This window comes from Pedobacter sp. NO84 (assembly GCF_059703915.1).
The window spans coordinates 3,608,761-3,635,366 of record NZ_AP046575.1 but is presented as its reverse complement, the minus strand read 5'-3'; the positions used below and the strand labels follow the sequence as shown (position 1 = coordinate 3,635,366).

Annotated in this window: 22 protein-coding genes; 17 read left to right on the top strand and 5 right to left on the bottom strand. The window is 38.1% G+C overall.

Translation table 11 applies throughout. From position 1 onward, the window contains the following. Window positions 1-34 precede the first annotated feature (34 nt). From AC6H0V_RS16085 to glmS, 3 genes are all read left to right on the top strand, one after another. A complete protein-coding gene (locus AC6H0V_RS16085; protein WP_497561219.1) occupies window positions 35-859 on the top strand; it encodes a glycogen/starch synthase in 825 nt (274 codons plus the stop codon). Window positions 860-885: 26 nt separating this feature from the next. Then, complete coding sequence (locus tag AC6H0V_RS16080) at window positions 886-2,304, top strand: DUF4270 domain-containing protein (protein WP_497561218.1); 1,419 nt, start codon at window positions 886-888, stop codon at window positions 2,302-2,304. A gap of 72 nt (window positions 2,305-2,376) precedes the next feature. Further along, window positions 2,377-4,215 (top strand): glutamine--fructose-6-phosphate transaminase (isomerizing), encoded by a 1,839-nt coding sequence (glmS, locus tag AC6H0V_RS16075; RefSeq protein ID WP_497561217.1) that lies wholly within the window; start codon window positions 2,377-2,379, stop codon window positions 4,213-4,215. Window positions 4,216-4,274: 59 nt separating this feature from the next. Here glmS and AC6H0V_RS16070 read toward each other — a convergent pair whose 3' ends face one another. Together AC6H0V_RS16070 and mutY are read right to left on the bottom strand one after the other, a co-directional pair. Then, on the bottom strand, window positions 4,275-4,697 hold the full coding sequence (locus AC6H0V_RS16070) for a single-stranded DNA-binding protein (protein ID WP_497561216.1): 423 nt from the start codon (window positions 4,695-4,697) through the stop codon (window positions 4,275-4,277). Between the two features lie 22 nt (window positions 4,698-4,719). After that, the gene (gene mutY / locus AC6H0V_RS16065) at window positions 4,720-5,793 is read right to left on the bottom strand and encodes an A/G-specific adenine glycosylase (RefSeq protein WP_497561215.1); all 1,074 of its coding nucleotides are present in this window, start codon (window positions 5,791-5,793) and stop codon (window positions 4,720-4,722) included. Between the two features lie 141 nt (window positions 5,794-5,934). Here mutY and AC6H0V_RS16060 point away from each other — a divergent pair, with 141 nt between their 5' ends. The 7 genes from AC6H0V_RS16060 to AC6H0V_RS16030 all read left to right on the top strand — a co-directional run bounded on the left by AC6H0V_RS16060 (window position 5,935) and on the right by AC6H0V_RS16030 (window position 13,150). Further along, window positions 5,935-6,237 (top strand): HU family DNA-binding protein, encoded by a 303-nt coding sequence (locus tag AC6H0V_RS16060; protein WP_055133196.1) that lies wholly within the window; start codon window positions 5,935-5,937, stop codon window positions 6,235-6,237. A 5-nt stretch (window positions 6,238-6,242) separates the two neighbouring features. Next, the gene (locus AC6H0V_RS16055; RefSeq protein ID WP_497561214.1) at window positions 6,243-7,109 is read left to right on the top strand and encodes a tetratricopeptide repeat protein; all 867 of its coding nucleotides are present in this window, start codon (window positions 6,243-6,245) and stop codon (window positions 7,107-7,109) included. A gap of 248 nt (window positions 7,110-7,357) precedes the next feature. After that, window positions 7,358-8,908 carry an Rne/Rng family ribonuclease gene (locus tag AC6H0V_RS16050; RefSeq protein WP_497561213.1) on the top strand — a complete coding sequence of 517 codons (1,551 nt, stop codon included), beginning with the start codon at window positions 7,358-7,360 and terminating at the stop codon, window positions 8,906-8,908. A gap of 326 nt (window positions 8,909-9,234) precedes the next feature. Then, entirely contained in the window at window positions 9,235-10,611 is a 1,377-nt protein-coding gene (gene radA / locus AC6H0V_RS16045) for a DNA repair protein RadA (protein ID WP_497561212.1), read from the top strand. Between the two features lie 358 nt (window positions 10,612-10,969). Next, the gene (locus tag AC6H0V_RS16040; protein ID WP_497561211.1) at window positions 10,970-11,440 is read left to right on the top strand and encodes a DUF4920 domain-containing protein; all 471 of its coding nucleotides are present in this window, start codon (window positions 10,970-10,972) and stop codon (window positions 11,438-11,440) included. Window positions 11,441-11,639: 199 nt separating this feature from the next. Beyond that, the gene (locus AC6H0V_RS16035) at window positions 11,640-12,197 is read left to right on the top strand and encodes a LemA family protein (protein ID WP_497561210.1); all 558 of its coding nucleotides are present in this window, start codon (window positions 11,640-11,642) and stop codon (window positions 12,195-12,197) included. Next, entirely contained in the window at window positions 12,197-13,150 is a 954-nt protein-coding gene (locus AC6H0V_RS16030; RefSeq protein ID WP_497561209.1) for a DUF3137 domain-containing protein, read from the top strand. Before AC6H0V_RS16035 ends, AC6H0V_RS16030 begins: the two co-directional genes overlap by 1 nt. Window positions 13,151-13,438: 288 nt before the next feature. Here AC6H0V_RS16030 and carB read toward each other — a convergent pair whose 3' ends face one another. Together carB and AC6H0V_RS16020 are read right to left on the bottom strand one after the other, a co-directional pair. Next, window positions 13,439-16,336, bottom strand: coding sequence for a carbamoyl-phosphate synthase large subunit (gene carB / locus AC6H0V_RS16025; protein WP_497561208.1), 2,898 nt, complete (start codon window positions 16,334-16,336; stop codon window positions 13,439-13,441). Window positions 16,337-16,538: 202 nt separating this feature from the next. Then, entirely contained in the window at window positions 16,539-16,856 is a 318-nt protein-coding gene (locus tag AC6H0V_RS16020; RefSeq protein WP_497561207.1) for a peptidase associated/transthyretin-like domain-containing protein, read from the bottom strand. Window positions 16,857-17,090: 234 nt separating this feature from the next. Here AC6H0V_RS16020 and AC6H0V_RS16015 point away from each other — a divergent pair, with 234 nt between their 5' ends. From AC6H0V_RS16015 to AC6H0V_RS15995, 5 genes are all read left to right on the top strand, one after another. After that, window positions 17,091-17,624 (top strand): hypothetical protein, encoded by a 534-nt coding sequence (locus AC6H0V_RS16015; protein WP_497561206.1) that lies wholly within the window; start codon window positions 17,091-17,093, stop codon window positions 17,622-17,624. A 190-nt stretch (window positions 17,625-17,814) separates the two neighbouring features. After that, window positions 17,815-18,438, top strand: coding sequence for a nicotinamide riboside transporter PnuC (gene pnuC / locus AC6H0V_RS16010; RefSeq protein WP_497561205.1), 624 nt, complete (start codon window positions 17,815-17,817; stop codon window positions 18,436-18,438). Further along, on the top strand, window positions 18,422-18,961 hold the full coding sequence (locus AC6H0V_RS16005; protein WP_497561204.1) for an AAA family ATPase: 540 nt from the start codon (window positions 18,422-18,424) through the stop codon (window positions 18,959-18,961). Before pnuC ends, AC6H0V_RS16005 begins: the two co-directional genes overlap by 17 nt. Before the next feature lie 306 nt (window positions 18,962-19,267). After that, window positions 19,268-21,718 carry a TonB-dependent receptor gene (locus tag AC6H0V_RS16000; RefSeq protein WP_497561203.1) on the top strand — a complete coding sequence of 817 codons (2,451 nt, stop codon included), beginning with the start codon at window positions 19,268-19,270 and terminating at the stop codon, window positions 21,716-21,718. Window positions 21,719-21,766: 48 nt separating this feature from the next. Then, window positions 21,767-22,399, top strand: a complete 633-nt coding sequence (locus tag AC6H0V_RS15995) for a thiamine phosphate synthase (protein WP_497561202.1) — start codon at window positions 21,767-21,769, stop codon at window positions 22,397-22,399. An 87-nt stretch (window positions 22,400-22,486) separates the two neighbouring features. On the opposite strand, the gene AC6H0V_RS15990 is transcribed toward AC6H0V_RS15995, so the two are convergent. Continuing rightward, entirely contained in the window at window positions 22,487-23,866 is a 1,380-nt protein-coding gene (locus tag AC6H0V_RS15990; protein ID WP_497561201.1) for a hypothetical protein, read from the bottom strand. A gap of 211 nt (window positions 23,867-24,077) precedes the next feature. Between AC6H0V_RS15990 and AC6H0V_RS15985 the strand changes: the two genes are divergently transcribed. Next, a complete protein-coding gene (locus AC6H0V_RS15985) occupies window positions 24,078-25,886 on the top strand; it encodes a sensor histidine kinase (protein ID WP_497561200.1) in 1,809 nt (602 codons plus the stop codon). Beyond that, a complete protein-coding gene (locus tag AC6H0V_RS15980) occupies window positions 25,876-26,508 on the top strand; it encodes a response regulator (RefSeq protein ID WP_497561199.1) in 633 nt (210 codons plus the stop codon). Before AC6H0V_RS15985 ends, AC6H0V_RS15980 begins: the two co-directional genes overlap by 11 nt. Window positions 26,509-26,606 lie beyond the last annotated feature (98 nt).

Below are 26,606 nucleotides of genomic sequence, written 5' to 3'. Positions count from 1 at the left end.
TTTAAATTAACATAATTTAATATACAATATGGAGATGGCAAAAACGAAGCTACTGATTGTTACACACGAGATGTCGCCTTTCCTGGAACTCACTAAAATTTCAGAAATTACCCGTCAACTGCCTCAGGCAATGCAAGAAAAAGGATTCGAAATCCGCATCTTAATGCCAAGGTTTGGTAACATCAACGAAAGAAGGAACAGGTTACACGAAGTAATCCGATTATCGGGAATGAACATTATTATTGATGATAATGACAACCCCTTGATTATTAAGGTAGCCTCCATCCCTGCCGCTCGAATGCAGGTCTATTTCTTAGATAATGAAGATTATTTTCAGCGTAAATATGTTTTCAGAGATAAAGAAAACAAATTTTATGCAGATAATGACGAGCGCACTATCTTCTTTTGCAAGGGCGCATTAGAGACAGTTAAAAAATTAGGTTGGGCACCAGATATCGTTCACTGTCATGGATGGATGACTTCGTTGGTTCCGGCTTATATCAAAACTACCTATAAAAATGATCCGACTTTTAAGAATGCCAAAGTAGTTTACTCTGTTTATGAGAACTGTTTTACAGAGACCTTAAATACCGACATGCACAAAAAAGCAGTAATGAACAACATGACGGAAGAGGATACCAAAGCATTTATCAAAGCAGACAATAGTAGCTTGCATATTGGCGCCATAACTCACTCAGATGCAGTAGTTTTAGCTGATGAAAAGCTAAATAATGATGTGTTAAAATTTGTTAAAGATTCTAATAAGCCAACTTTAGCCTTTAATTTAACCGAAAATTACGAGAACTTCTTCAACTTTTATGAAGAAATCTCTGATGAGGAATTGGTTTCAGTAGCTTAATAGAGCGCATTATTTTAATATTTAATATGAAATTTATAAAACTAGACTTATTGACCCTGTTGATAAGTCTTTTTCTTTTCGCTTCTTGCGAAAACACTTCTACAATAGGTTTACAAATAGATCCAACAAGTGCCATTCAAGGTGCATTAGTAGATACGGTAACAGTTGGTTCACGTACCATACAAGAAGATATTACATCAACTATCGGAGCGGCAAGATATCCATTGGGTTTTTTAAAAGATCCAATTTTTGGAACAACCGAGTCGAGTTTGGCATTAGCGGTTTCTCTTCCCTACAGCAGTTATAATTTCGGCGGAACTCCCGTAATTGATTCGGCTGTTCTTGTTTTGAATTATGGAGGACAATTTTATGGAGATAGCACAGCAACATATTCTGTTGAAGTGCATGAACTAGACGGTAACATAAGTCGCGAAACCTCATTTCCAAGCAATAGAAATTACACCTATTTTCCTGCTCTTCTAGGAACTAAAACTGGTAAAATCTATCCAACCACGCGATATAAGGTAACTGATGTTGTAGCTGGAAAAGCAGATACGCTTAGATCGGTTACACCTCAATTAAGGATCAGACTTGACAAAACATTTATACAAAATAATATAGCCAACACTAATACCGATAACTTAAAAAGCAATCCAGTTTTTACCCGTTATTTTAATGGCTTACATGTTCAGATTAACAAAACAGGCTCGACAGGGAATGGTGGCATAGCATTTTTTGACTTCGCTAATGTTTATTCTGGTTTGGTTATCTATTATAAAAGAACTAATGCTACCACTAGCTTAATTGATACACTACAAGAAAATTTTCCGATTGCTTCGAGTAGTGGCCCTACGGCGGCTACCATTAAGCATGATTATACCGGTACACCTGTTGCGGTGCAACTAAGCAACCCTACTCTCCAGTACCCAGTAACCTATCTACAGCCCATGGCTGGAGTAAGAAATAAGATTACCTTCCCCTATTTGAGCAAATTTGCCGCAAATGTTGGCAAAATAGTGATTAATAAGGCTGAATTGGTAATTGATTTAAGTGCAGGATCAGACCTTATCCCTTATGGCGCTGCGCCTCGACTTACTCTTTACAAGTATGACATTGCCGAAAGAAGACAAAATTTACCAGATAATAGCGTAAGTACCCAGTACGTAAATGGAGACAATAGAGCTGTTGGGGAAGCTGTATTTGGAGGATTTTATAATGCCGTAACCAGAAAATATACTTTTGTAGTAACCAGTTATATCCAAGATTTATTGGATGGAAAAACACTTGATTATGGTACTTTCTTAGCCCCAACCCCATTAACAGAGTTCGATATCTATCCTTCGATAGGTACTGCGGCTAGATCTGTAATTGGCAGCTTTAAAAAGACACCAGCCGCTGGAGACAACGTCATTAAACTGAATATTTATTATACCAAAATAAATTAGTCTAAAATCTTTTTAAATTTTATTGAATCCCCCGTGAATTAACTATTTTAGGGGGATTTTTATTAATATTATATGTGTGGAATTGTAGGTTATATTGGGTTCCGTGAGGCTTGGCCAATCGTTATAAAGGGACTAAAAAGATTAGAGTATCGTGGCTATGACAGTGCGGGTATCGCACTGATTGATCAGGATGACCTAAATATTTATAAAAAAGCCGGAAAAGTCCAGGAATTAGAAGATTACGCCCAGGGAAAAAACTTGGCCGGAACCATTGGCATGGGCCACACCAGATGGGCAACGCACGGTGTGCCTTCAGACCGTAATTCCCATCCTCACACTTCAAATAATGGTAGGTTGAGTATTATCCACAATGGGATTATCGAAAACTATGCAACTCTTAAGGAAGAATTGGTAACAAGAGGCCATACATTTAACAGCGACACCGACACAGAGGTGCTGATCCATTTGATAGAAGAGATCTATAAAAATGAACATACGGATTTGCTTGAAGCGGTGAGGCTAGCCCTTAATGAAGTAAATGGTGCTTATGCTATCGTGATTATGGACCAGGATAACCCCAATGAGCTTATTGCCGCACGAAAAGGAAGTCCGATGGTTATTGGTGTAGGGCAAGGCGAATATTTTATTGCTTCAGACGCTACGCCAATTATTGAGTATACAAAGAACGTAATTTATTTGAACGACAACGAGATTGCGCACTTACAACGTGATGAGCTCCTAATCAAAAGATTGGATAATGTAGAACAGACACCTTACATACACGAATTAGAGCTTAAATTAGAAATGCTCGAAAAAGGTGGCTATGATCATTTTATGCTCAAAGAAATTTATGAGCAACCGCGTTCGATTAGAGACTGTATGAGGGGCCGTATCTATCCCGAAGAAGGAAAAGTACAGCTAGGCGGGATAAAAGAGTTTGCTGATAAGCTAAAGAACATTGATCGCATCATTATTGTAGCTTGTGGCACGTCATGGCATGCTGGCTTAGTGGGCGAGTACCTGATTGAAGAATATGCACGTATCCCTGTTGAAGTAGAATACGCGTCGGAATTTAGGTATAGAAATCCGATCATTACAGAAAAGGATGTGGTTATTGCAATCTCACAATCTGGCGAAACTGCCGATACGATGGCTGCACTGGAAATGGCCAAAGAAAAGGGCGCTACTATTTTTGGTATTTGTAATGTTGTAGGCGCTTCCATTCCTCGAATTACGCATGCGGGAGTGTATACCCACGCCGGACCTGAAATTGGAGTAGCATCAACCAAAGCTTTTACAGCGCAGGTTACTGTACTAACATTGATGGCGTTTTACATGGCCCAACAAAGAGGTACAATTACTAATTCTAAACTTGTAGAGCTGTTAACAGAATTAGACTGTATTCCTGATAAGATTTCTATCGCATTACAATCAAACGATATTGTTAAATCCATATCAGAAAAATTTAAGGATTCTAGAAACTGCTTGTTTTTAGGAAGGGGTAGTGGTTTTCCTGTGGCATTAGAAGGAGCTTTAAAGCTGAAAGAGATTTCTTATATCCATGCAGAAGGTTACCCGGCTGCAGAAATGAAGCATGGTCCTATTGCATTGATTGATGAAGAAATGCCAGTAGTTGTAATTGCTACCAAAAATTCATCTTACGAAAAAGTGATCAGTAATATCCAAGAAGTAAAAGCCAGGAAAGGTGTTGTAATCGCTATTGTTACCGAAGGTGATGTTGAGGTGCGGAAGATAGCGGACTATTGTATTGAAATCCCAGATTCTAGCGAAGCATTTCTTCCATTATTGGCAACTATACCGCTTCAATTGCTATCCTATCATATTGCAGTTTTAAGGGGCTGTAACGTAGATCAACCCAGGAATTTGGCGAAGTCCGTAACGGTAGAATAGCTTACTCATCGGATGACTTTAAGGATACTCATCGGATGACTTAAGTCATCCGATGAGTGCTAGAACGGCAAATCACCGGTTGCATCAACTGGGCTCACAAAATCGTCTTCACTTTTAGGGGTTCCACTACTTACTGGGGTATTTTCGAAATCACTTTTTCTGCCCAACATAGTGAAATTTTCGGCAACCACTTCGGTTACATATTTTTTGATCTTTTCTTTATCCTCAAAAGAACGGGTTCGTAATTTGCCTTCTATATAAACCAGTTTCCCTTTTTGTAAGTATTTAGAAGCTACTTCGGCCAAACCCCTCCATAGCACTATATTATGCCATTCTGTTTGTTCTACCCGCTTACCATCTTTGTTGTAAGTTTCTGAAGTGGCTAATGGAAAGCTAGCTACGGTTACACCACCTTCTAAATGTCGAACTTCTGGGTCTTTACCCAAATGCCCAACTAAAATAACTTTGTTAATCCCGGACATATCAATAGCAATTTGGTTGGTTTTATAAATACATTTCGATAAAATTCTCGATTACTTTTGGGTGAGGTAATTCCTTAAATTCAGCCATAGGAACCAATTTAATATCGTTATGTAAACTAAAGTTAATCATATAATTGTCTAAAGCAAAAAATTGCACATATATAATTTGGTGGCTTAATAAATGCTTTTTATAAGAAATTTGTTTAATTTTTACCGCTTCTCCAAACATCTGTTTTATCTGGGATGTAAAATTAGTGCTGTTAACATCGGGGGATTCTGATGTTTCAATCAAGGGAAAATCATATAGCTGTTGCCAAACATCGCCAGCTTGGCGCTGCTTGATTAAAATGTGCTCATCAATATTGCAAACAAAGTAATTGAACCAGCGCTCTCTTACTTTTATCTTCTTCAGTTTAATGGGCAAAACATCCACTTTGTGCGTTCTAAAGGCAACGCAGTCTAGTTGTAATGGACAGGTGGCACACAAGGGGGCTTTTGGCTTACACTGCAGCGCCCCAAACTCCATAATGGCCTGGTTATAGAGTGCAGCAGGCTGATCATCGATCAGATGTTGAGCCAGGGCGGTAAATATATTTTTTCCCTTTGAAGAATTAATGGGCTCTTCTATTCCAAAATACCTTGCTAAAACCCGAAAGACATTTCCATCTACTACGGCTTTATTTTCGTTATTAGAGAAGGATGAGATCGCCGCCGCGGTATAATCTCCAACGCCTTTAAGATTAAGCAATTGATCATATGCAACGGGGAAAATACCATCATGTAATTCCAGAACTTGCTTTGCAGTATGAAGCATGTTTCTCGCTCTTGAATAATACCCTAATCCCTGCCAAAGCTTAAGCACCTGATTTTCTGTGGCATCAGCAAAGGATTTGACCGTAGGGAAATTTTCTAGGAACTTATTGAAATACGGAAGGCCTTGATCTACCCTTGTTTGTTGAAGTATAATTTCCGACAACCAAATTACATACGCATCTGTAGTATTACGCCATGGGAGCTCCCTCTTATTAATTTTATACCATTTTATCAGTTCATTTTGGAAGTTCATTAGGCCAAAAATACAATCAAATAATATCATTTTGGCAAAACTTGCGTTTACATGATAGATTTGATTATAAATAAATGATCTTTTATTTTCCTATCTCATTAAAAAGCAATACTTTTGCAACCCCAAAACAGTTATAATATTTAACAACAATAACTTAATAAATAGAAAAATATGACTAAGGCAGATATTATTTCAGAAATATCAACAAAAACCGGAATTGAAAAAGTAGACGTACAGGAAACAGTTGAGGCATTTTTCAAGGTAATCAAGAACAGTATGATCGGCGGAGAGAATGTATACGTTAGAGGCTTTGGCAGTTTCGTGGTAAAAAAGAGAGCACAAAAAACTGCTAGAAATATTTCTAAAAACACTGCGATCATTATTCCAGAACATTTTGTTCCTAGCTTTAAACCAGCAAAAGTGTTTGTTGATAAAGTAAAGAACAACTCTAAAAAAGTTAAGGCAGAAGCTTAATCATCATGTTAAACACTATCCGTTCAAAACAAGCCATTCTTATTTTTGCAATTGTATTGCTTGTTGGATTTTTGTTTAGTAGAGACGTGAAAGGCTTAGTAAAGCCTAAGGATGGGGCCAAACAAACGGCAATTAGCCAAGAGGCAGCCAACGATCAGCCTACCATTACAATAGAAGAAGTTTCAACCACTGCTAAGAGTACGATAAGTACTTTCACCGCTAAAGAAATTACCACTTTAGAGAGTGCTTATCAAAATGCTGATGATGCAGAGAAACCCATTGTTGCAAAACAGTTGGCAGAAAAGTGGAATGATGTTGAACAGCTCGCTCCAAGTGCGATGTACTATGAGCTTGTTGCCAAAAATGAGCCTACTTTAAAGAATTGGCTTACTACGGGAGGCCGTTTTTTAAAGGCCTTCGATGGCACCCAGGATAGTTTGGTCCAGTCTGCTATGCTTCAGAAAGCTAATTTAGCTTTTACAAACGCATTAAAGCTAGACCAAAATAACAATGAGGCTAAAACAGGCCTGGGCATTACCATAGTTAACGGAATGGGTGCTCCTATGCAGGGCATTGCGATGTTAATGGAGGTAGTGAAAAATGATCCTAAGAATTTAAAGGCAAACATGAATTTAGGAATGTTCGCCATTAAGTCTGGCCAGTTTGATAAAGCCATTGTACGCTTTGAAAATATTGTGAAAAACATTAAAGCTACGCCAGATGCCTATTTTTATTTAGCCACGGCTTATGAAAATCTAGGTAAGAACAATGAAGCAATAGACGCTTATTTAAATAGCAAAAAATTAGCAGCCAACCCAACTTTATCAACTTTTATTGATAAGAAGGTGACTGAGTTAAAGAATAAACGTTAATTAACAGATTAATAAAAACATTAAAAACTTAAAATTATGCCAAGCGGTAAAAAAAGAAAAAGACATAAAATGGCTACTCACAAACGTAAAAAACGTTTAAGAAAAAACAGACACAAGAAAAAATAGGATTCCCCTATTTGTGTATTTGCCAGAAATAAATACCAGATTAATCAGGTGTTTATTTTTGGATTCCATGTTTTTTAGTCCATGTGTAATAGGGCATTAAATTGCCTTAAAATCTATAGCTTTTGGTAAAGGAATTAATAATCGATTCGACTCCTACGGGGGTAACCATAGCTTTAATTGAAGACAAATATCTTGTAGAGCTTCATAAAGAACACATCAACAATAACTACGCCGTTGGCGATATTTATTTAGGTCGCATAAAGAAAATTATGCCTGGCCTAAATGCAGCTTTTGTTGATGTTGGTTATGAAAAAGATGCTTTTTTGCATTATTTCGACTTAGGCCCTCAAGTACAATCTTTAATAAAGCTCACAAAAATTAAGCGTAATGGTACAGTAAATGGAACTTTATTAGATAATTTTAAATTAGAGATCGATATCAATAAAGCTGGTAAGATCTCAGAGATTGTCAGCAAAAATTTGATCCTACCAGTTCAAATTGCTAAAGAACCCATTTCTACCAAAGGACCACGACTAAGCTCTGATCTTTCAATTGCAGGAAGATATATTGTTTTAGTCCCGTTCTCTAATGTGATATCCATCTCAAAAAAGATTAAAAGCAATACCGAACGTAATCGTTTAAAGAAGATTATTGAAAGTATTAAACCCAAAAATTTTGGGGTAATCATTAGAACGGTTTCTGAAGGTAAAGGCGTTGCCGAATTACAAAAAGATTTATTGGATTCTGTATCCAAATGGGAAAACTTTATAAAAAAGTTGCCCGATGCAGAGCCATCAAAAAGAGTTTGGGGAGAGATGGATCGTACTTCTACCCTAATCAGAGATATTTTAAGTGCCGATTTTGCAAATGTTTATGTAAACGATGCAAATCTGTTTGAAGATATTCGTTCTTATGTGCACGAAATTTCACCTGAAATGGAGAAAATCGTTAAACATTATAAGCATAAAGAGCCCATATTTGAACACTTTGGCGTAGAAAAACAAATAAAAAATGGTTTTGGCCGAACGGTTAACCTTGCTGGAGGAGCCTATCTTGTTGTTGAACATACTGAAGCGCTGCATGTAATTGATGTAAACAGTGGTAATAGAACTGCCAGCAAAGAAAATCAGGAAGAAAATGCCTTACAGGTAAATAAAGAGGCTGCAAAGGAGATAGCGCGTCAATTAAGGCTAAGGGATATGGGCGGTATTGTGGTAATCGATTTTATCGACATGCACAAACCTGCCAATCGAAAAATGCTGTTCGATTACCTACGTGAATTGATGTTATTGGACAGGGCCAAACACACTATTTTACCTCCAAGCAAATTTGGTCTGGTTCAAATAACCCGACAAAGGGTAAGACCAGAGATGAATATCGTTACGGTAGAGAAATGCCCTACCTGCGATGGGACCGGAGAGATCAAAGCCAGTATCGTACTTATGGATGATATTGAAAGTAATCTTACTTATATTTTACAGGAACAAAACGAGAAGAACATTACGCTTTGTGTACATCCTTACATCGAAGCTTTCATCAATAAGGGATTATTCTCCCTTAAATGGAAATGGTTCCTAAAGTTTGGTCAACGCATTAAAGTAAGATCAATTTCTTCTTATAATCTTACAGAATTTCATTTTCTCTCGTCAAAGGATGAAGAGATTAAGTTATAATAGAAAGCTTAAAGACTAAAGCAGAAAGCCTGGTTCAAATAGAATCCAGGCTTTTTTTTCACTCTTGACTTTGTCAATCTTCGTATCAAAAATTAGTGCTCATATAGAAGCAAAGGCATTTGATACTTGAGTTTAGATTTTCAGGGCAATTGAGTTTGTCAATCTCACACACTGGTTTTGTTTAAAACTTAATGCGATTTTCACTCTAAATAGATTTAAATTTGTCTCTCAACTCCTGCGAAAGAGCATGGAGTGCCCAAGATGAATTGAAAAATAGACTGTTTTCATTTATCTGTGTAATCATTTTTAATCAGTGAAATCATTTAATGGCGAAAACAAGATCAGCATATTTCTGTCAGAGTTGTGGGTACGAATCGGCCAAATGGCTAGGCAAGTGTCCGTCCTGTAATGAGTGGAATACATTTGTTGAGGAAATTATTGATAAGGGCGCCCAGAATGTCCCCACATGGAAATCAGGTTCGGGTACATCAAAGCTCAGCAAACCCAGCAAAGTAGAAGAAATCCTAAGTGCAACAGAAGAACGAACGTCAACGGGTGATTTGGAGCTGGATAGGGTTTTAGGTGGCGGACTAATCGCTGGGTCAGTAATCCTGATTGGTGGAGAACCAGGTATCGGCAAATCAACCCTGATGTTGCAGCTTGCCTTAACTATTGTAGGGAAAAAAGTATTGTATGTTTCTGGCGAAGAAAGTGAGCAGCAGATTAAAATGCGTGCCGAACGCATCACCACCAAACCAAGGGGAGATTGCTATATTTTAACGGAAACTTCTACGCAAAACATATTTAAGCAGATTGAGCAATTAGCGCCCGATTTAGTTATTGTAGATTCGATCCAAACGTTACATTCGGCCCACATCGAATCTATCCCAGGCAGCGTTTCTCAAGTAAGGGAGTGCACTGCAGAATTACTTCGCTTCGCGAAAGAAACAGCCACTCCTGTATTTTTGATTGGACATATTACGAAAGATGGGGCCATTGCCGGGCCAAAGATTTTAGAACACATGGTTGATACGGTTCTTCAATTTGAAGGAGATCGACATCACGTTTATCGCATCTTACGATCGATCAAAAATAGATTCGGTGCAGCAGCAGAACTCGGTATATATGCTATGCAAAGCACAGGATTGAGAGAGGTTTCCAATCCATCCGAAATTCTATTGTCCCAAAGAGATGAAGAATTAAGCGGCATCACCATTGGGGCTACATTAGAAGGGGCAAGGCCAATGCTAATCGAAACCCAGGCCTTAGTTAGCGTTTCGGCTTATGGCACGCCACAACGCTCTGCAACAGGCTTTGATACCAAACGTATGAACATGCTACTTGCGGTACTCGAAAAGAGATGCGGATTTAGATTGAGCGCAAAAGATGTTTTTTTAAATATTGCTGGCGGAATAAAGGTTGAAGATCCCGCTATAGACTTATCCATAATGGCGGCCATTATCTCTTCCCATGAGGATATTTTTATTTCATCCAAAACCTGCTTCGCTGCAGAAGTTGGTCTTTCTGGGGAGATCAGAGCTGTTAATCGGGTTGAACAACGTATTTCTGAAGCGGAAAAATTGGGCTTTGAAAAAATTTTTATTTCTAATTATAACCTAAAAGGCCTTATCCGCGACAAGTATAAAATACAGATCGTTACGGTGAGTAAAATAGAGGAAGTATTTTCATTACTGTTTGGATAATAAACATAAATGACAATTTCCCCAAATTGATGAAATAAATCCCCGATACGGGGTGATAGTTCCCCGTACATTGTATGGCACACTTTCAATAATTTTTAATTTAAAATCCATAACACATTGTATTTCAGTGATATAAATACGATTAAGGTCTATATGATAAAAATGGTTGGCTTATTGTCTTCTGTTAAGTGTTCTTGTCCTAAAGGGTAATAACAAAAACAATAGGGATGATTGGCCTCACTACTAATAAGTAGTGAGGTTTTTTTATATTAAAATCTCATTAAACATTCCTTTCTTAAAAGATTTTAGATACTTTTGTGTAATTAGTAGCGTGATACACAACATAATAACTATAAGCATGAAAAAAATTATTTTAATTCTTACCCTCGGTATGTTCACTTCCCTTGCTTTTGCACAGGACGCTACATCTTTTGAAGGAAAATCTTTTGGTGAAGGCGTAAAGAAGGGTGACGTAATTACTACCGCCCAAGTGGATGCGAAACTGGGAGAAAGTACCAAGAAAGATATGAAAGTTACTGGACTTGTAACATTGGTTTGCCAGAAAAAAGGTTGTTTTATGAATTTAGAAGCTCCAGACGGCAAAACCATCCGTGTGAGTTTTAAAGATTATGCATTCTTTATGCCTAAAGATTTAGCTGGTAAAAAAGTAGTTATAGATGGTTTTGCCGAAAGAACAATAACATCTGTCGAAGACCTAAAACATATTGCAGAAGATGCTAAAAAATCTCCTGAAGAGATTTCCAAAATAACAGAACCAAAAAAAGAAATTGTGTTTGAAGCAAAAGGAGTTGTAATTTTGGAAAATTAAGAAGGTTCTCCTTTTTAATATTGATTGATTTGAACCCTGCTCTCTCCGGAGCAGGGTTTTTTTTGCAGCAAGAGCAATCAACGAGCGTCTGTGATTGATTTATCCCTAAAGACAATTGTAACGTTTGGTTAGACTTTGCATCAAATATGCATAACGCAAAACTTTCTATATATTTAACTCACTCTTAAATCCAACCAAAATGATCATTGTAGCTATTATCGCCATTCTTGTCCTCATCTTCGGGATAGGTATTTATAACTCATTAATTAGTAAAAAGAACCAAGTTGCAAATGCATTCTCTGCAATAGATGTAATGCTTAAGAAACGGTTTGATCTCCTTCCAAATCTGGTAGAGACCGTAAAACAGTACATGCAATATGAGGGGGATACGTTAACAAAAATCACTAATCTCAGAGGCAAGGCCTTATCTGGAGATGTAAGCGAGGGCGATAAGCTGGCCTTAGATCAACAGATCGGAAGCGCTGTAAAGGGGTTAATGGTAAGCGTAGAAAATTATCCCGATTTAAAGGCCAACCAAAACTTTATTAATCTACAAAGTACATGGACAGAAAGTGAAGAACAGATTGCGGCCGCCAGGAGAAACTATAATGCCTCTGTAACCAATTATAACAATGCAGTAATGATGTTTCCAGGCAATATGTTTGCAGGCATGTTAGGCTATCAAACCATTGCAGTTTTGGCCACCGCCGAAGAAGAACGTAAAAACATTAGTGCTAAAGAACTCTTCAATTCGTAATGGCTAATACTTTCAGCGTCAGTTCGGCGGTAGAGAGCGTACTTTCCGAACTAGAGATTGAACGAAAAAAAATTGCCTCAAGTAAGGTTCAAGGCTGGGGCGCAGTTATATTGGGCATTACCTGTTTTGCTATAGGTTGTATTTTAAGTCAAGCTCTCATTGCCATTATAGGATTTATAATCGCTGTTCCAGGTGTAATTATATTGTTCCGCATTAGCGATACGGTTAAAGACTATAAATCACGTTTTAAGCAAGAAGTGGTGGGAGCAGCACTAAGCCATATCGATCAAAGCTTGATGATCCAGCCCCTTAAAGGAATTAGGGAGGACGAGTTCAGAAATTCGCAGTTATTTACTACCGAGCCTGATCGATACGCCACAGAGGATCTGATTACCGGTAAGACTGAGAAAACCGCTTTTTATTTCGCTGAGGTCCATGCCGAATATAAAACGGAAATCCAGACCAAAAATGGCAGGCAGGTTACCTGGCATGACATCTTTAAAGGAATTATTTTTGCTGCAGACTTCAACAAGAATTTTAATGGAGTAACCGTTGTGCGCCCCAAAGATGTGGGCAGTAGTATAGGTGCCTGGTTTTCAAAGCATGTCTATTCGTTTGGCGATAAAAATGTAATCGACCTTGAGAACGAATATTTTATGAAAAACTTTGTTACGTACAGCACCGATCAAGTAGAGGCGCAATATATTCTAACCCCTGCCATGATGGAGAAGATTAGCGACCTCAATAATCGTTCTGCTTATTGCGTTTCGCTATCATTTATTAACTCGAGCCTGTACATCGCTTTTCCGCTTGATCAAAATTATTTCGAACCGCCTGTATTCAAAACCCTGTTACGTCCTGATCTGTTGGACAATGACCTTTCAGTACTGCATTTTATGCATGACATTGTGCGGGAATTGGATTTGAATACTAGAATTTGGACTAAACAGTAAATTAAAGCCCCAAGCAAATTTTTGGTAAAGCATACATGGCATTCCATGGCAATGTTGGCCCCGCTCTTCGTTTTACTGCGTGTCCACTTCGATCGGGTTTAGAAGAGTTAGGTCTGTGCAGCTATTAAGGATTGCAAGGTGCAGAGAGATGATCGAAATGCGATACAATCGCAGTTTTCATGCATCCGCGTTTCAAACGCGGACGAGTACAAAAAATCTTTGCCGGCAAGTTTTCGGTTTGGTTTTGATAGCTCAACACCCCATGCCCTATGCTCTACGCACTATGCCCTACTTAGACAAGTACATCGATTTATCCTTAACTAATTTTCTGAAGTAAGGATCTTCTAAATCTTTGATAAAACGGATCGCTTCGCCTGTAGATTTCATTTCGGGACCTAATTCCTTGTTTACCTCAGGGAATTTATTAAAAGAAAAAACAGGTTCTTTAATAGCAAATCCTTCGAGTTTACGAATGATCGTGAAATCTTTAAGTTTATTTACGCCCAACATAATTCTTGCTGCGATGTTTATATAGGGTACATCATAGGCTTTGGCAATGAAAGGAACGGTTCTAGAAGCCCTCGGATTGGCCTCAATTACGTATACTTTATCATCTTTAACTGCAAACTGTATGTTAAGTAGTCCGATCACATTTAATGCCTTTGCGATCTTCTTCGAGTACACCTCCATATCGTTGATCACTGCTTCCGATAAACTAAAGGGTGGCAATACAGCGAACGAATCTCCCGAATGGATCCCCGCAGGTTCTATGTGTTCCATCAATCCCACTATGTGGCAATCTGTGCCATCGCTAATCGAATCGGATTCGGTTTCTTCGGCCCTATCCAAAAAGTGATCAATCAGCACTCGGTTACCAGGCAGGTCGCCCAACAATTTAACCACCGCCTTCTCTAGGTCTTCATCATTGATAACAATACTCATCCCTTGTCCGCCGAGCACATAACTCGGTCTTACCAAAACCGGATAACCTACTTGATTTGCTACTACAATTGCTTCTTCTGCATTTTCGGCAACTCCATACCTAGGGTAAGGAATGCCAAGCTCTTTTAAAAGATCCGAGAAACGACCACGATCTTCTGCAACATCCATATCATTGTAAGATGTTCCGATGATCCTTATATTATTTTCATGGAGTTTTTCGGCCATTTTAAGTGCCGTTTGGCCCCCTAACTGTACAATTACTCCTATCGGATTTTCTAGTTCGATAATTTCACGTACATGTTCCCAAAATACAGGCTCGAAATATAATTTATCAGCCATGTTAAAATCGGTTGAAACCGTTTCAGGATTACAATTGATCATAATAGCTTCGAAACCACTTTCTTTAGCTGCCAGTAAACCGTGTACGCACGAGTAATCGAATTCGATACCTTGCCCGATCCTATTTGGCCCAGAGCCTAAAACAATCACTTTTTTCTTGTCCGACACAATGGATTCGTTGGCTCCGAGCTCATCTCCATCCGAAAGTATTTCATTGCCAACCAAAGAGATTTGGATGGGAGATTCTTCAAATGTGGAATAAAAATACGGCGTTTGTGCCGCAAATTCGGCCGCGCAGGTATCCACCATTTTATACACCCTTTTTATGCCAAGGTCTTTACGTCTGTTATATACATCATCTTCGGTAACGTTGCCCAAAACCCAAGCGATCTGGATATCTGAGAACCCTCTCTGTTTTAGATTGAAGAAAAAATCTTTGGGAATGTTGTTTAGGGAATATCTTTTTAGTTCTACCTCAAGGTTTACGAGTTCTTGGATTTGAGACAAGAACCATTTATCGATTTTAGTTACTTTACGAATTGATTCTAGAGGTACCCCCATGCTCATCGCATCTTTGATCAGGAACAAACGGTTCCAGCTTGGATGTTCAAGGCCGTGCATAATTTCCTCGATGTTTCGTTTCTGACGACCATCGGCTCCTAAGCCGGCTCTACCAATTTCTAAGCTCTGGCAAGCTTTCTGAAGAGCTTCAATAAAGCTCCGGCCAATTGCCATTACTTCACCTACCGATTTCATTTGAAGGCCCAGTTCTGTATTTGCACCTTTAAACTTATCAAAGTTCCAACGTGGAATTTTAACGATTACATAATCTAAAGTAGGTTCGAAATAGGCAGAAGTTGTTTTGGTAATCTGATTTTCAATTTCATCTAGATTATAGCCAATTGCCAATTTAGCGGCTATTTTAGCAATAGGATAACCTGTTGCTTTACTGGCCAATGCCGAGGAGCGCGAAACACGAGGATTGATTTCGATAGCGATAATATCGTCATTATCTGGATTAACAGAGAACTGCACATTACATCCACCTGCAAAATTACCGATGGCCCTCATCATTTTGATGGCCTGGTTGCGCATTTCCTGATAGCAACGATCAGACAGGGTCATTGCCGGAGCAACAGTTATCGAGTCTCCGGTATGGATCCCCATTGGGTCGAAATTTTCGATAGAGCAAATGATAATCACGTTATCATTGCTATCTCTTAACAGTTCTAACTCATATTCTTTCCATCCCAAAACCGCTTGTTCTACGAGTACCTCGTGTGTAGGCGAGGCTTCTAATCCGCGTTTTAGTGCTGCGTCAAAATCCTCTTTTCTATGTACAAACCCTCCGCCCGAGCCGCCCAATGTGTACGAGGGGCGGATTACCAGAGGATAACCGATGGTTTGTGCAGCTTCTTTACCTTCTAAAAATGAATTGGCAATTTTAGACGGGGCAACACCAACTCCGATATCTACCATTAATTGGCGGAAGGATTCTCTATTTTCTGTTTTTTCAATAGCCGCAACATCAACTCCAATGATTTTCACATTGTGCGCTTTCCATATCCCACGCTCTTCTGCATCAACACACAAATTTAATGCGGTTTGGCCACCCATTGTGGGTAATACGGCATCAATTGTAGGTAGAGTGGATGAATTTGCATGTTCAGTTAAAATCTGCTCTATCGATTCTAAGGTTAAAGGGAGCAAATAAACATGGTCGCCGATTACTTTATCGGTCATGATAGTTGCAGGATTAGAATTGATAATCGACACAGCAATTCCTTCTTCTTTTAAAGAAAGTGCTGCTTGAGAGCCTGCGTAATCAAATTCGCAAGCTTGTCCAATAATAATAGGTCCGGATCCGATAATAAGTACTGAACGTATGGAAGTGTCTTTAGGCATTGTGGGTTTTTAAAAAAGTCTAAAGTATATGTCAAAAAAATGACGGATAGCCGGGAGATTCGGTGCTATGAATGAAGATTCCCAAAGCGCTGTCGGGATGCAAAGATAGGTTTTTGAACAGAGATTAGCTTTATTTTTTTAAAATTTATTGCAAGAAAAAAGAGGGCCTAAACCCTCTTTTATTTTAACACACAACTTTAAATTATTGCTGTAATTTGATTTCTCCGATGTCAGTAGTTGCGCTATCAGTAACTGCTACATTTTCGACCGAAGCATCCCTATATGGTGCATTTGCTTTTACCCAAATGGTATACGTTCCTTTTTTGACCTTAGCAAACACAAAAACCCCGTTACTAATTTGGCTTCTTAGAGTGTCAGTACCTGCAACCGCCACTACTTCTTTGGCGCCTTCAGCAGGGATAACCTTTCCTTGTATTCCACCTTCTTTAATTGATCCGAACGCAAGCAATCCAATAGATAAACCTGCAACGGCTAAAAAACTTAAACTACGTCTTTTCATGATATTGATTTTTAGTTCAACTTATAATTACTAGATGTAAATTTTTTTCATGAATGGTTATTAAGGATTTGGATTGTGGGCATTGCGAGCTTATCGCCCTGCGCACATCAGAAACTAACATAGATTTAACGGGATTGTTTGAAGGAATATTGCCCTTTGATAGAAAGGAGTCGCAAAATAGAACAATGTGTCTAAAATTAAATACACGATTATCAAAACCACAATTAATTCTATTTGTTTATTCTATATGAAAAAGATATCTCTTCTAATTGTTACAATTGCGGTAATTATGACTGGTGTGCTACGGTTCAGTCTATTATTAAATCAACCTTTCCCTATACTGCAAGTTTAATTATTCCAGCAAGCGGACAAGCGGGATCAAGTTTATCAGCAACAAGCACAGCAAGTAGTTTTGATCAGATCTTCGGAAATCAAACAGGAACTGATTATATTAAGGAAGTACGTGCGGCCTCTGTAAGATTGGACGCGAGTAATCCAAGTAACCAAAATCTAGGCGTGTTCAGGTCTATAAAGGTCTTTTTGGTAAATGGAAGCGGTGCAGAAGTCATGATAGCGTCACGAAATGATATTTCAGAAAATATTGGCAGCAATCTTGTACTAGATGTAGACAATTCGCGTTTTCTAGATGATTATATCAAAGGAAGCAATTTGAGAATAAGAATGGAATACGTGTTAAGAAGTAGTTTAACTACGGATGTGAGTGTGAGAGCGGCAGTTAATTTTAGTTCGGTGCCGAATACAAAATAGATCTAAAGCTTCCTCGGCAATATGTTGAGGATATTCTTCATAAATAGTTTGTTTGGTTTATTATCCGGTAGGGGTTGTTCCCTATCGGATTTTTTTTGTGCTGATTACACAGATTGGAAAGATTTCACCGATGCGAGCCCTACGTGTTGCGCACCACTAAGTAATCAATACTATTTCCTATTTTTGAAACATGCTATTACTTGCGAATGCCTTTACAGACAATGTGGTTCAATTTTTTAAGGCTACAACACCTTTAGAGTGGGCTGGTGTAATTACTGGATTGCTTTGTGTTTGGTTAGCAGCTAAAAATAACATTTGGAATTGGCCAATTGCGTGTATTAGCGTAATTATCTATGTGTTCATTTTCTTTGAAGGAAAACTATATTCTGATGCGGGTCTCCAAATTTATTTTTTGGTAATGAATGTATACGGTTGGTACTATTGGGCAAGCCAAAAAGATAAGAAAATTAAAGACACACCCGTTGTAAATATTACAAAAAATGAAATCATTGTTTCCTTTATTGCGGTAGTGGTATTTACGCTCGGTCTAGGTTTTACATTATTTAAAAAAACAGATGCATCCTTCCCCTTTATAGACAGCTTTTGTACGGCATGTAGTGTAGTTGCCCAGGTATTCTTGGCGAGAAAAGTTTTACAAAACTGGCTGATATGGATAGTTGTTGACATCATTTATGTGAGTGTCTATTTTTCAAAAGGACTTTATGCAACAGGAATTATGTATGCTATTTATATTATAATTGCTACTATCGGATACTTAGACTGGAGAAAAATCTACCGTGAACAAACACATTAAAAAAATAGCGATAGTTGGGCCAGAGAGTACTGGTAAATCAACCCTATCACAACAGTTGGCAAAGCATTATAACGTGCCCTGGGTGCCAGAATTTGCCCGCTATTATTGTGCTGCACTAACTGGAGATTGTACTTTACAAGATGAGATAAACATGTTTCATGGCCAAGTGGCACTAGAAGATTCCATTCTGGCTACAGCCGATGCGGGTTTCATTATTTGTGATACGACTTTCTTAACCGTTAAAATTTGGAGCGATGAAATGCTTGGAGAAACTCCACAGCTTGTGTTGGATGCCTTAGTTTCCCATCCTTATGATTTCTATGTTCTATTGGATATCGATTTACCTTGGCAAGAAGATCCCCTCAGAGATTTTCCGCACATGCGTGAACATTTTATGGCAGTTTGGCATAAAGAATTGAAAGCCTTGGATGCAACGTATGTAGTGGTGGGAGGGATAGAAAATCGATTTCAAAATGTTGTTGATGCAATAGATGCCTTTCTGAGCGCGGGGCGTAGGGCATAGAGCGTAGAGTTTTAATTAAGAAAATCATTTTTTATTATCAATCCTTTTAGTTTACATTTGTATCATCAATAAGGGGTGCCTTGTTTTGTAAAAAACGCAAATACAGGCTGAGAACATACCCATTTTGGATGGAAGATGGCCGATGTGAGATGGAAGATGGAAACATTTTAACCTCAAACATTTCAACCTTCAACCTTTCAAATGCACCTGATCCAGATAATGCTGGCGTAGGGAATGGTTTATGGAGTTAACTAAAGTCGGGAGTACCCCTACTGTCGACAGGTTTAACTAAAACGAAAAAATAGATTGAAAAAATTAATTATGGTAGCCTTCGCTGCCCTGTTGTGCCCGCTATTGACCGTGGCCCAATTTAAAGTATCCGGTAAAATTACCGAGAAGAACACCAATGCTATTCTGTCTGGAGCAACAATCCGATTAAAAGGAAAAGCAAATGTTTTAACAAGTAACAATGCAGGTTATTACGAGATTAAGAATCTTACAGCAGGCAGCTATACCTTGGTTGTTAGTTATTTAGGCCATCAAAGTGAACAGCAAACCATCAATGTAAAAGATAACACCATTATTGATTTTACATTGGATCAGCTCGCTTTTCTTGGAAATGAAATTGTAGTGAGCGCAACCCGTGCATCGGCCAACTCGGCCACCACCTACAAAAATATCGATAAGGAATGGATTGCCAAAAACAACTTCGGACAGGATCTCCCCTTTATATTGGATAATACACCAGGGGTTGTAGTAACTTCAGATGCGGGAGCTGGAGTGGGTTATACAGGTATTCGAATCCGCGGAAGCGATGCTACCAGAGTAAATGTAACTTTAAATGGTATCCCTTATAACGACAGCGAAAGCCAAGGGACTTTTTGGGTGAACATGCCCGATTTCGCCTCCTCGGTTGATAATATACAGATTCAACGTGGCGTCGGCACTTCAACCAACGGAGCGGGGGCATTTGGAGGGAGTTTGAATATTCAGACTACCACCGGCGGACTAGAACCTTATGCAGAATTAAATACAACTTACGGCTCATTTGAAACTTGGAAAAATACAGTCAAAATTGGGACTGGGCTTATTAATAACAAATGGAGTTTTGATGGTCGCTTATCAAGAATAAAATCGGACGGATTTATAGATCGTGCCGCTTCAAACCTGAAATCGTACTTTTTAACAGGGGCATACCAGGGCAAAACAAATTTACTTAGAATTAATGTCTTTTCGGGGAGTGAGAAAACTTATCAGGCATGGAATGGAATACCAGAATCCCGACTTAACGGAGATGTAGTGGGAATGAATGCCTACATCGCCCGAAATGGGCTAAGCACAGCTGATGCGGCCAACTTGCTTAATTCGGGAAGCAGAACTTATAATAGCTTTACTTATAAAGACCAAACAGACAACTATTGGCAAGATCATTACCAATTGCTTTATGCGAAACAGTTTAATGAAAAATTTTCTTTCAATGGAGCCTTGCATTATACAGCAGGCAAAGGATATTACGAAGAATCAAAAGAAGCCCAAAAATTAGTTAGTTATGGCTTATTACCCGTGGTAGTTGGAGGCACAACGATCAGTAAAACTGATCTAGTGAGGAGAAGATGGTTGGATAACGATTTTTATGGAATTACCTATGCCTTTAATTATAAACCTATTACAAAACTATACTTTACTTTAGGGGGTGCATATAACGAATACAAAGGAGCCCATTTTGGTCAGGTTATTTATGCACAATACGGAAGTAATGGCAACAACGACAGGCATTATTATGACAACGATGGTTTTAAGAGCGATTTCAATACTTTCTTTAAAGCTAATCTAAGTATAACGGAGAAATTAACGGCTTTCGCCGATTTGCAATACCGTCATATCCATTACGATGTATTGGGAACGGAGAAAAACTTAAACCCATTGAATATTGCGGATAATCTAGACTTTTTTAACCCAAAAATTGGCGCTAGTTATATTTTAGACCCTAACGCCACCATGTATGCTTCTTTTAGTGTGGCAAACAAAGAGCCCGGCAGAGACGATTACATCAACGTTAATGCGGGAACTTTACCAAAGTCTGAACGCTTAAATAATTTGGAAGCAGGATACCGATTTAAAAATGCCAATCTCTCTGCAGGTATAAATGTTTATGGCATGTGGTATAAAGACCAATTGGTGGTTACCGGGAAAATTAATGATGTTGGCGAATATTTCCGTCAAAATGTTGAACAAAGTTATCGAGCAGGGGTAGAATTAGATGTTGCTTATGCCATAAGTAAGCAATTTTCTCTTTTGGCAAACGCAGCGTTTAGTCGCAATAAGATTAAAAATTTTACGGAATTTATAGACGACTATGATAACGGTGGTCAAATTGTAAATAACTACAAAAGCACTGACATTTCGTTTTCCCCAAACACAGTTGTCTCGGGCGAACTTGTATACAATCCAATCAAATCTTTTGCTATAGGTTTGCAAAGTAAATATGTAAGTAAACAGTTCTTGGATAATACCCAGAACAATAGCCGTAAATTAAATGCTTACTGGGTAAACAATTTGCGACTTGCTTATGATATTCAAGCGAGAGGATTTAAAGGCATTAATGTTTCTTTATTAGCAAACAACATATTAAACAACAAATATGAGAGCAATGGTTATACTTTCGGGTATTTTAGTGGGGGATCTTTAACCACTGAGAACTTTTATTTCCCTCAATCTGGCACTAATTTGATGTTGAGTTTAAATTTAAAGTTTTAACAACTACTCATCCGATGACTTAAGTCATCGGATGAGTACCCTACGAATATGAAAAAATATATCGAAAAATTACATTTCATCACGCATGATCTTCCCCACTATCCTCATGTAGAGCAAGTACAGGTGGCGTGTGAGGCGGGCGCAAAGTGGATTCAGTACAGGTGCCTAAGCAAAGCCGATGATGAACTTTTAGCGGATATCCTGCACATTGCCTCCATATGCGATGATTGGGGCGCAACGCTTATCGTTACCGAACACATCCACTTAAGAGACAAAGCTGACATACAAGGGTTTCATATGGAGGATATGGCGGCTGATTTCATCGCCCTGCGCAAAGAAGTTGGCGATAGCTATACACTGGGCGGGTCGTCTAATACCATCGAAAATTTAATCCGATTGTCGGAGGAGGGTGCTGATTACGCTGGCTTCGGGCCGTTTAAATTAACAACAACGAAACCTAATAGCTCAGCATTGCTTGGAATTTATGGCTACGCCGCCGCCATGGAAGTATTGCAAGGCCGTGAAATTGATTTACCGGTTTTAGCTGTTGGTGGTGTTACGCTCCAGGATGTGGAACCATTAATGCAAACCGGGATTTATGGAATAGCGGCTTCCTCGGCAATTAACCAATCAGAAAATTTATACGAGGCTTATCAAAATTTTTATCAAAAGATTATTTAAATGTTAAATCTATATGGTTTAAAAACCATATAGATTTATTTTTCGCTGATCCAATGGACAGCTCTCTTCTCCGTAGCTCTCCTCTTCTTAAAACTTGAAATTTAATGCTAGGCCTAAACTCCCGTTAGAATGCTTAAAGGTGGGCAATACGGTTAGGTTTTGACCAAATTTCATTCGCTGTAACTTACTTTTTGCATCTTTATAACCCTCATCATTGTTTGTTTGTCCGACTCTAACCAAATGGATCAATCCACTTACAAATAGTGCCCCACCACCCAATACGCCAACAGTTTGGATTATAGCTGATGGAGTGAATGCCTCATCTGAATTTTCAGTTTTACTTAATTCATTACCTCCAATAATACACCCCGCCGCAAACACACCGGCTAAAATAGGCTGACCAATCGCTTTTCTTCTGTGCATAGCGGCAACGCTTTTGTAGGTGCTTTCAACTTTAGTATAATATTCGGTTAGCGCCTTTTTCGCCGATGGACTTTGAAACTTTTGATAAGAATCTGTTAAAAAGGTGATATAATTCGATTTTGGAACAGAATATCCATCACGTATGGTATTTAACGCACTATTCTGGACATCCAATAAATTGTAGGCTTCTATACATTGGGTTATTGCGTATTCGTTTCCTTCTTTGGCCAAAGTTAAAAAGTTGTTGAGCAGGATATTTGCCTTTGCATTTTTCTCTTTAATTTTTTCGTTTGTTCGTCTTAAATTCTCCTCTTTCCTTTCCCTATCTGCCGCAACGTTGGCCATTATGCCAGTTGCTAATTGCGCAACACCTCCTACTACAGAATTTACTTGCTCTTGGGTACGCTGCTGTTGAGCTTCATTTGCAAGGTTGTTGTTATTAATCTGCTCGTTCGCTGTAGCAATTGCTTTTTTTACTTCTTCATCTTTACTTAATTTAGGAGGTTGGGTATTAACCGTCTTATTGTCGCTAGTTGATGATCTTTTTGGTTTATTGGAAGTGGCTGTAGATGGACTGTTAGTAGTAGTTGATTTAGGGGACATTGCCCTTTCTGGTGTTGAACTTGATGAAGTATTTATCATAGGTTTTTTGATGTTCTCAACGTAAGGAATACTAAAAATGGAGTTGCAATAAGAAGAATTTTGATACTTACTTTGTGATTGTTGATAAGTAGCTATATGGCTTTTATAGTAGTTAATTGCCTGTTCAGAAGACTTCGCAGGATAAAATGCAGATTGTGTGATTTTATCTCCATATGTATTTTTTAGCCAACTTCTAAATTTTGCTTCAGGTACCAAGTTAATACCGTTCATTCCAGTTATCTTATCGCTAACATATTCATATGGCTCTGTTTTGCAAACCATCACTTCTATAATCTTATTTTCTATTCCGTACACTGCAAAATAATGAGTGTAAACGTCTTGAGCAGAAACGTGCAAGGAGTAAACAAATAGCAATGAAAATGTGAAAAATAGTTGTTTCATGATTTTAAGGTTAAAGTTATATTTATAAAAACTTGATGTGAGATAACTTGTCAAAGCTAGATGGCTGAGGAGTGAGATAAAATACCTACAAATGAGTATTTTACAGCTTAATTAAATGATAATCTTTTTGCATTTTTATCTATCTTAGTTATTGATGGGCCTCTCAAAAAGATTATCTTTTTTTGTCACTGTTTTTTTCCTTTTTATCTGTTTGCCATGCTTCAGCCAGACAGGTAAGTCGGGCGGATTTTATATCTATGAAGACAGTACAAAAAAGCTAACCGGTGAAACGGCGTACCAATTATTTCAGCAAGGAAAATTTAGGCTCGCTGATAAGAATAACCTAAACAAAGGCTTTACACAATCGATATTTTGGCTAGCCTATAAAAATGAAAAGCAGCTCCCCGCAGATTCGTTATTGCTTTATATTGGCAACCATCATATCAATCGGATTCATTTCTTTTTTGTAAAAAACAATAACGTTAAGCAACAATATATTACTGGCGATTATTTTCCTTTCAGCCAGCGACCACTAAATGCCACGGGTTTTTATTTCCCTATGACCGATACGGGGCTCTATCTAACACAGATAGATAAATCGAACGAATCCCTACAGTTATCTTTTAGATTAATATCTAAGATAGAGGCCATTTCAACAGAAGCTGATCATAAGATTATCATGGGCGTATTTACTGGGATGATAGTGTTACTCCTCATTTTTGGTGTGTACTTATTTCTTATCTCTAAAGATCTTATCTATATATTTTATATCTTATCTATCTGCGCAGGTTGGTTATGGGTATTAGCTAATGCCGGCTATGGGTTTGAATATTTGTGGCCCAATTTTCCTTGGTTTGCCAGTAAGGCAAGACCAGTATTTGCCATAGCACCACTTATTTTTTCTATGCTTTTTCTTATTCGATATATTGGAGGTATTAGAAGTAAAAAAGCATTACTGATTATAAAGGTTATGAATGTGCTATTACTTGCCTGCATCTTGTCTATTTTGTTCTTTAATGAAGAAGGCTATCAGCATAAATCATGGTTGTTTATCCAATATTTCATACCCCTTATTTCTATAGCGTATACGATCATAACCCTCACAATACTTGCTATAGAGTCTATAAAAGGCAACAGGTTGGCCCTTTTTTATCTCGTTGCCATTGTTGTATTGATAGCTTCAGCTTTACTGCAATCTTCATTTTTATTGGGCGGTTTAAATTCGTTAAGTAATTTACTTGGCAACTATGGTCTTGCTTTTGGTTATGTAATAGAAGTGATTATTCTTACGGCTGGGTTGGTGTATCGATTCAATCAATATCGGGTAGAGAAAGAAAAACTATTAATTGAAATGAACAGCCAACAGCAAAAAAATACCCGCATCATAATGGAAGTTCAGGAAGCCGAGAGAAGCCAGGTAGCTAATCAATTACATGATGTAGCGGGCTCGTTGTTATCAGCCGCCAAATTAAATTTATCTTCCATTCGGGAAAATGGGATCATTAATGAAACTGCCTCTAATCATGTACAAAAGGCAGAAGATGCGGTTGGCCTGGTGTCAGAGATGGTTCGCAATCTTAGCCATGCACTTAGCCCAGTGATGCTGGAAAAAGTAGGTTTTAAAACAGCTCTCGAAAAAGTAGCAACCATTGTTAATGCATCTGGAAAAATTAATGTACAGTTGCTTGTTCTGGGTTTTGAAAAGTATGAAACTGGCTTCAATAGGTATTATACGGCACTTTACGGAATTATATATGAATTGTTAAACAACATAGTTAAGCATTCGGGCGCTCAAAATGTATTGGTTCAGGCAGTAGAACATGAAAATTGTTTTTCCTTGATTGTTGAAGATGATGGAATTGGAATGATGCCTATTCATCCCGTAGAAAATCAAGCTTTGGGTATTTCAGGCATTCAATCCAAAGTGCTTTCGTTAAACGGAGCAATTGCTTTTGATAAAAATGAGCCTCATGGATTAATTGTAACCATTGAAATACCTGTCACTGAATATGAAAACTAAAATAATATTGGCCGATGACCATCAGTTTTTATTAGAGGGCATAACCGCTGTATTAAAAGAAATGCAGGAAGTGGAGATAACAGCTACTGCCCATAATGGGTTAGAACTCATCAGTGCTGTAGCTAAACATGTACCCGACCTTGTAGTATTAGATTTGAATATGCCGGGTTATGACGGACTTCAATGCCTGGAAAAAATAAAAGCGAATTATACCGCTATAAAAGTGTTGGTATTAACTAATTACAATCAGCCAAACCTTATAGAAAAAGTAAAGAAAATGCAGGCTGATGGATATCTTTTAAAGAATTCATCAGCTTCAGAATTAAGGTTAGCCATTGAAGCAATTGTAGCCGGCAAAAAACACTTCCCAACAGACAGTGGATTACAACCAATTGAAGTTTCTTATTTCTTTGATGATTTTTTAAAAAAATATCAGCTTACCAAACGGGAAGTAGAAATAATCAGGATGATCTGCAAAGGAATGAGTAGCAAAGAAATCGCTGCCTCACTTTTTTTAAGCGAGCTAACGATTAATACACACAGAAGAAATATTCTGCAAAAATTGGAAGTGAAGAATGTGGCCGGATTGGTGAATTTTGCAAAACAACTACAGCTGATATAAAATTCAGTATTTTTCGACTAACAATTATCCGTGTATTCCTGTTCGATGATGTATCAGAATTTATAGTGGGCCTACAACGATTTTATACTAATGGTTAA

Bases quoted from the DNA above. Each gene is read 5' to 3' on its own strand.
- AC6H0V_RS15980 (WP_497561199.1), top strand. From the start codon at position 25,876: ATGAAAACTAAAATAATATTGGCCGATGACCATCAGTTTTTATTAGAG.
- pnuC (WP_497561205.1), top strand. From the start codon at position 17,815: ATGCTATTACTTGCGAATGCCTTTACAGACAATGTGGTTCAATTTTTT.
- AC6H0V_RS16040 (WP_497561211.1), top strand. From the start codon at position 10,970: ATGAAAAAAATTATTTTAATTCTTACCCTCGGTATGTTCACTTCCCTT.
- AC6H0V_RS16030 (WP_497561209.1), top strand. From the start codon at position 12,197: ATGGCTAATACTTTCAGCGTCAGTTCGGCGGTAGAGAGCGTACTTTCC.
- AC6H0V_RS16080 (WP_497561218.1), top strand. From the start codon at position 886: ATGAAATTTATAAAACTAGACTTATTGACCCTGTTGATAAGTCTTTTT.
- AC6H0V_RS16035 (WP_497561210.1), top strand. From the start codon at position 11,640: ATGATCATTGTAGCTATTATCGCCATTCTTGTCCTCATCTTCGGGATA.
- glmS (WP_497561217.1), top strand. From the start codon at position 2,377: ATGTGTGGAATTGTAGGTTATATTGGGTTCCGTGAGGCTTGGCCAATC.
- AC6H0V_RS15990 (WP_497561201.1), bottom strand. From the start codon at position 23,866: ATGAAACAACTATTTTTCACATTTTCATTGCTATTTGTTTACTCCTTG.
- AC6H0V_RS16055 (WP_497561214.1), top strand. From the start codon at position 6,243: ATGTTAAACACTATCCGTTCAAAACAAGCCATTCTTATTTTTGCAATT.
- AC6H0V_RS16070 (WP_497561216.1), bottom strand. From the start codon at position 4,697: ATGTCCGGGATTAACAAAGTTATTTTAGTTGGGCATTTGGGTAAAGAC.
- AC6H0V_RS16060 (WP_055133196.1), top strand. From the start codon at position 5,935: ATGACTAAGGCAGATATTATTTCAGAAATATCAACAAAAACCGGAATT.
- AC6H0V_RS15995 (WP_497561202.1), top strand. From the start codon at position 21,767: ATGAAAAAATATATCGAAAAATTACATTTCATCACGCATGATCTTCCC.
- mutY (WP_497561215.1), bottom strand. From the start codon at position 5,793: ATGATATTATTTGATTGTATTTTTGGCCTAATGAACTTCCAAAATGAA.
- AC6H0V_RS16085 (WP_497561219.1), top strand. From the start codon at position 35: ATGGCAAAAACGAAGCTACTGATTGTTACACACGAGATGTCGCCTTTC.
- carB (WP_497561208.1), bottom strand. From the start codon at position 16,336: ATGCCTAAAGACACTTCCATACGTTCAGTACTTATTATCGGATCCGGA.
- AC6H0V_RS16020 (WP_497561207.1), bottom strand. From the start codon at position 16,856: ATGAAAAGACGTAGTTTAAGTTTTTTAGCCGTTGCAGGTTTATCTATT.
- radA (WP_497561212.1), top strand. From the start codon at position 9,235: ATGGCGAAAACAAGATCAGCATATTTCTGTCAGAGTTGTGGGTACGAA.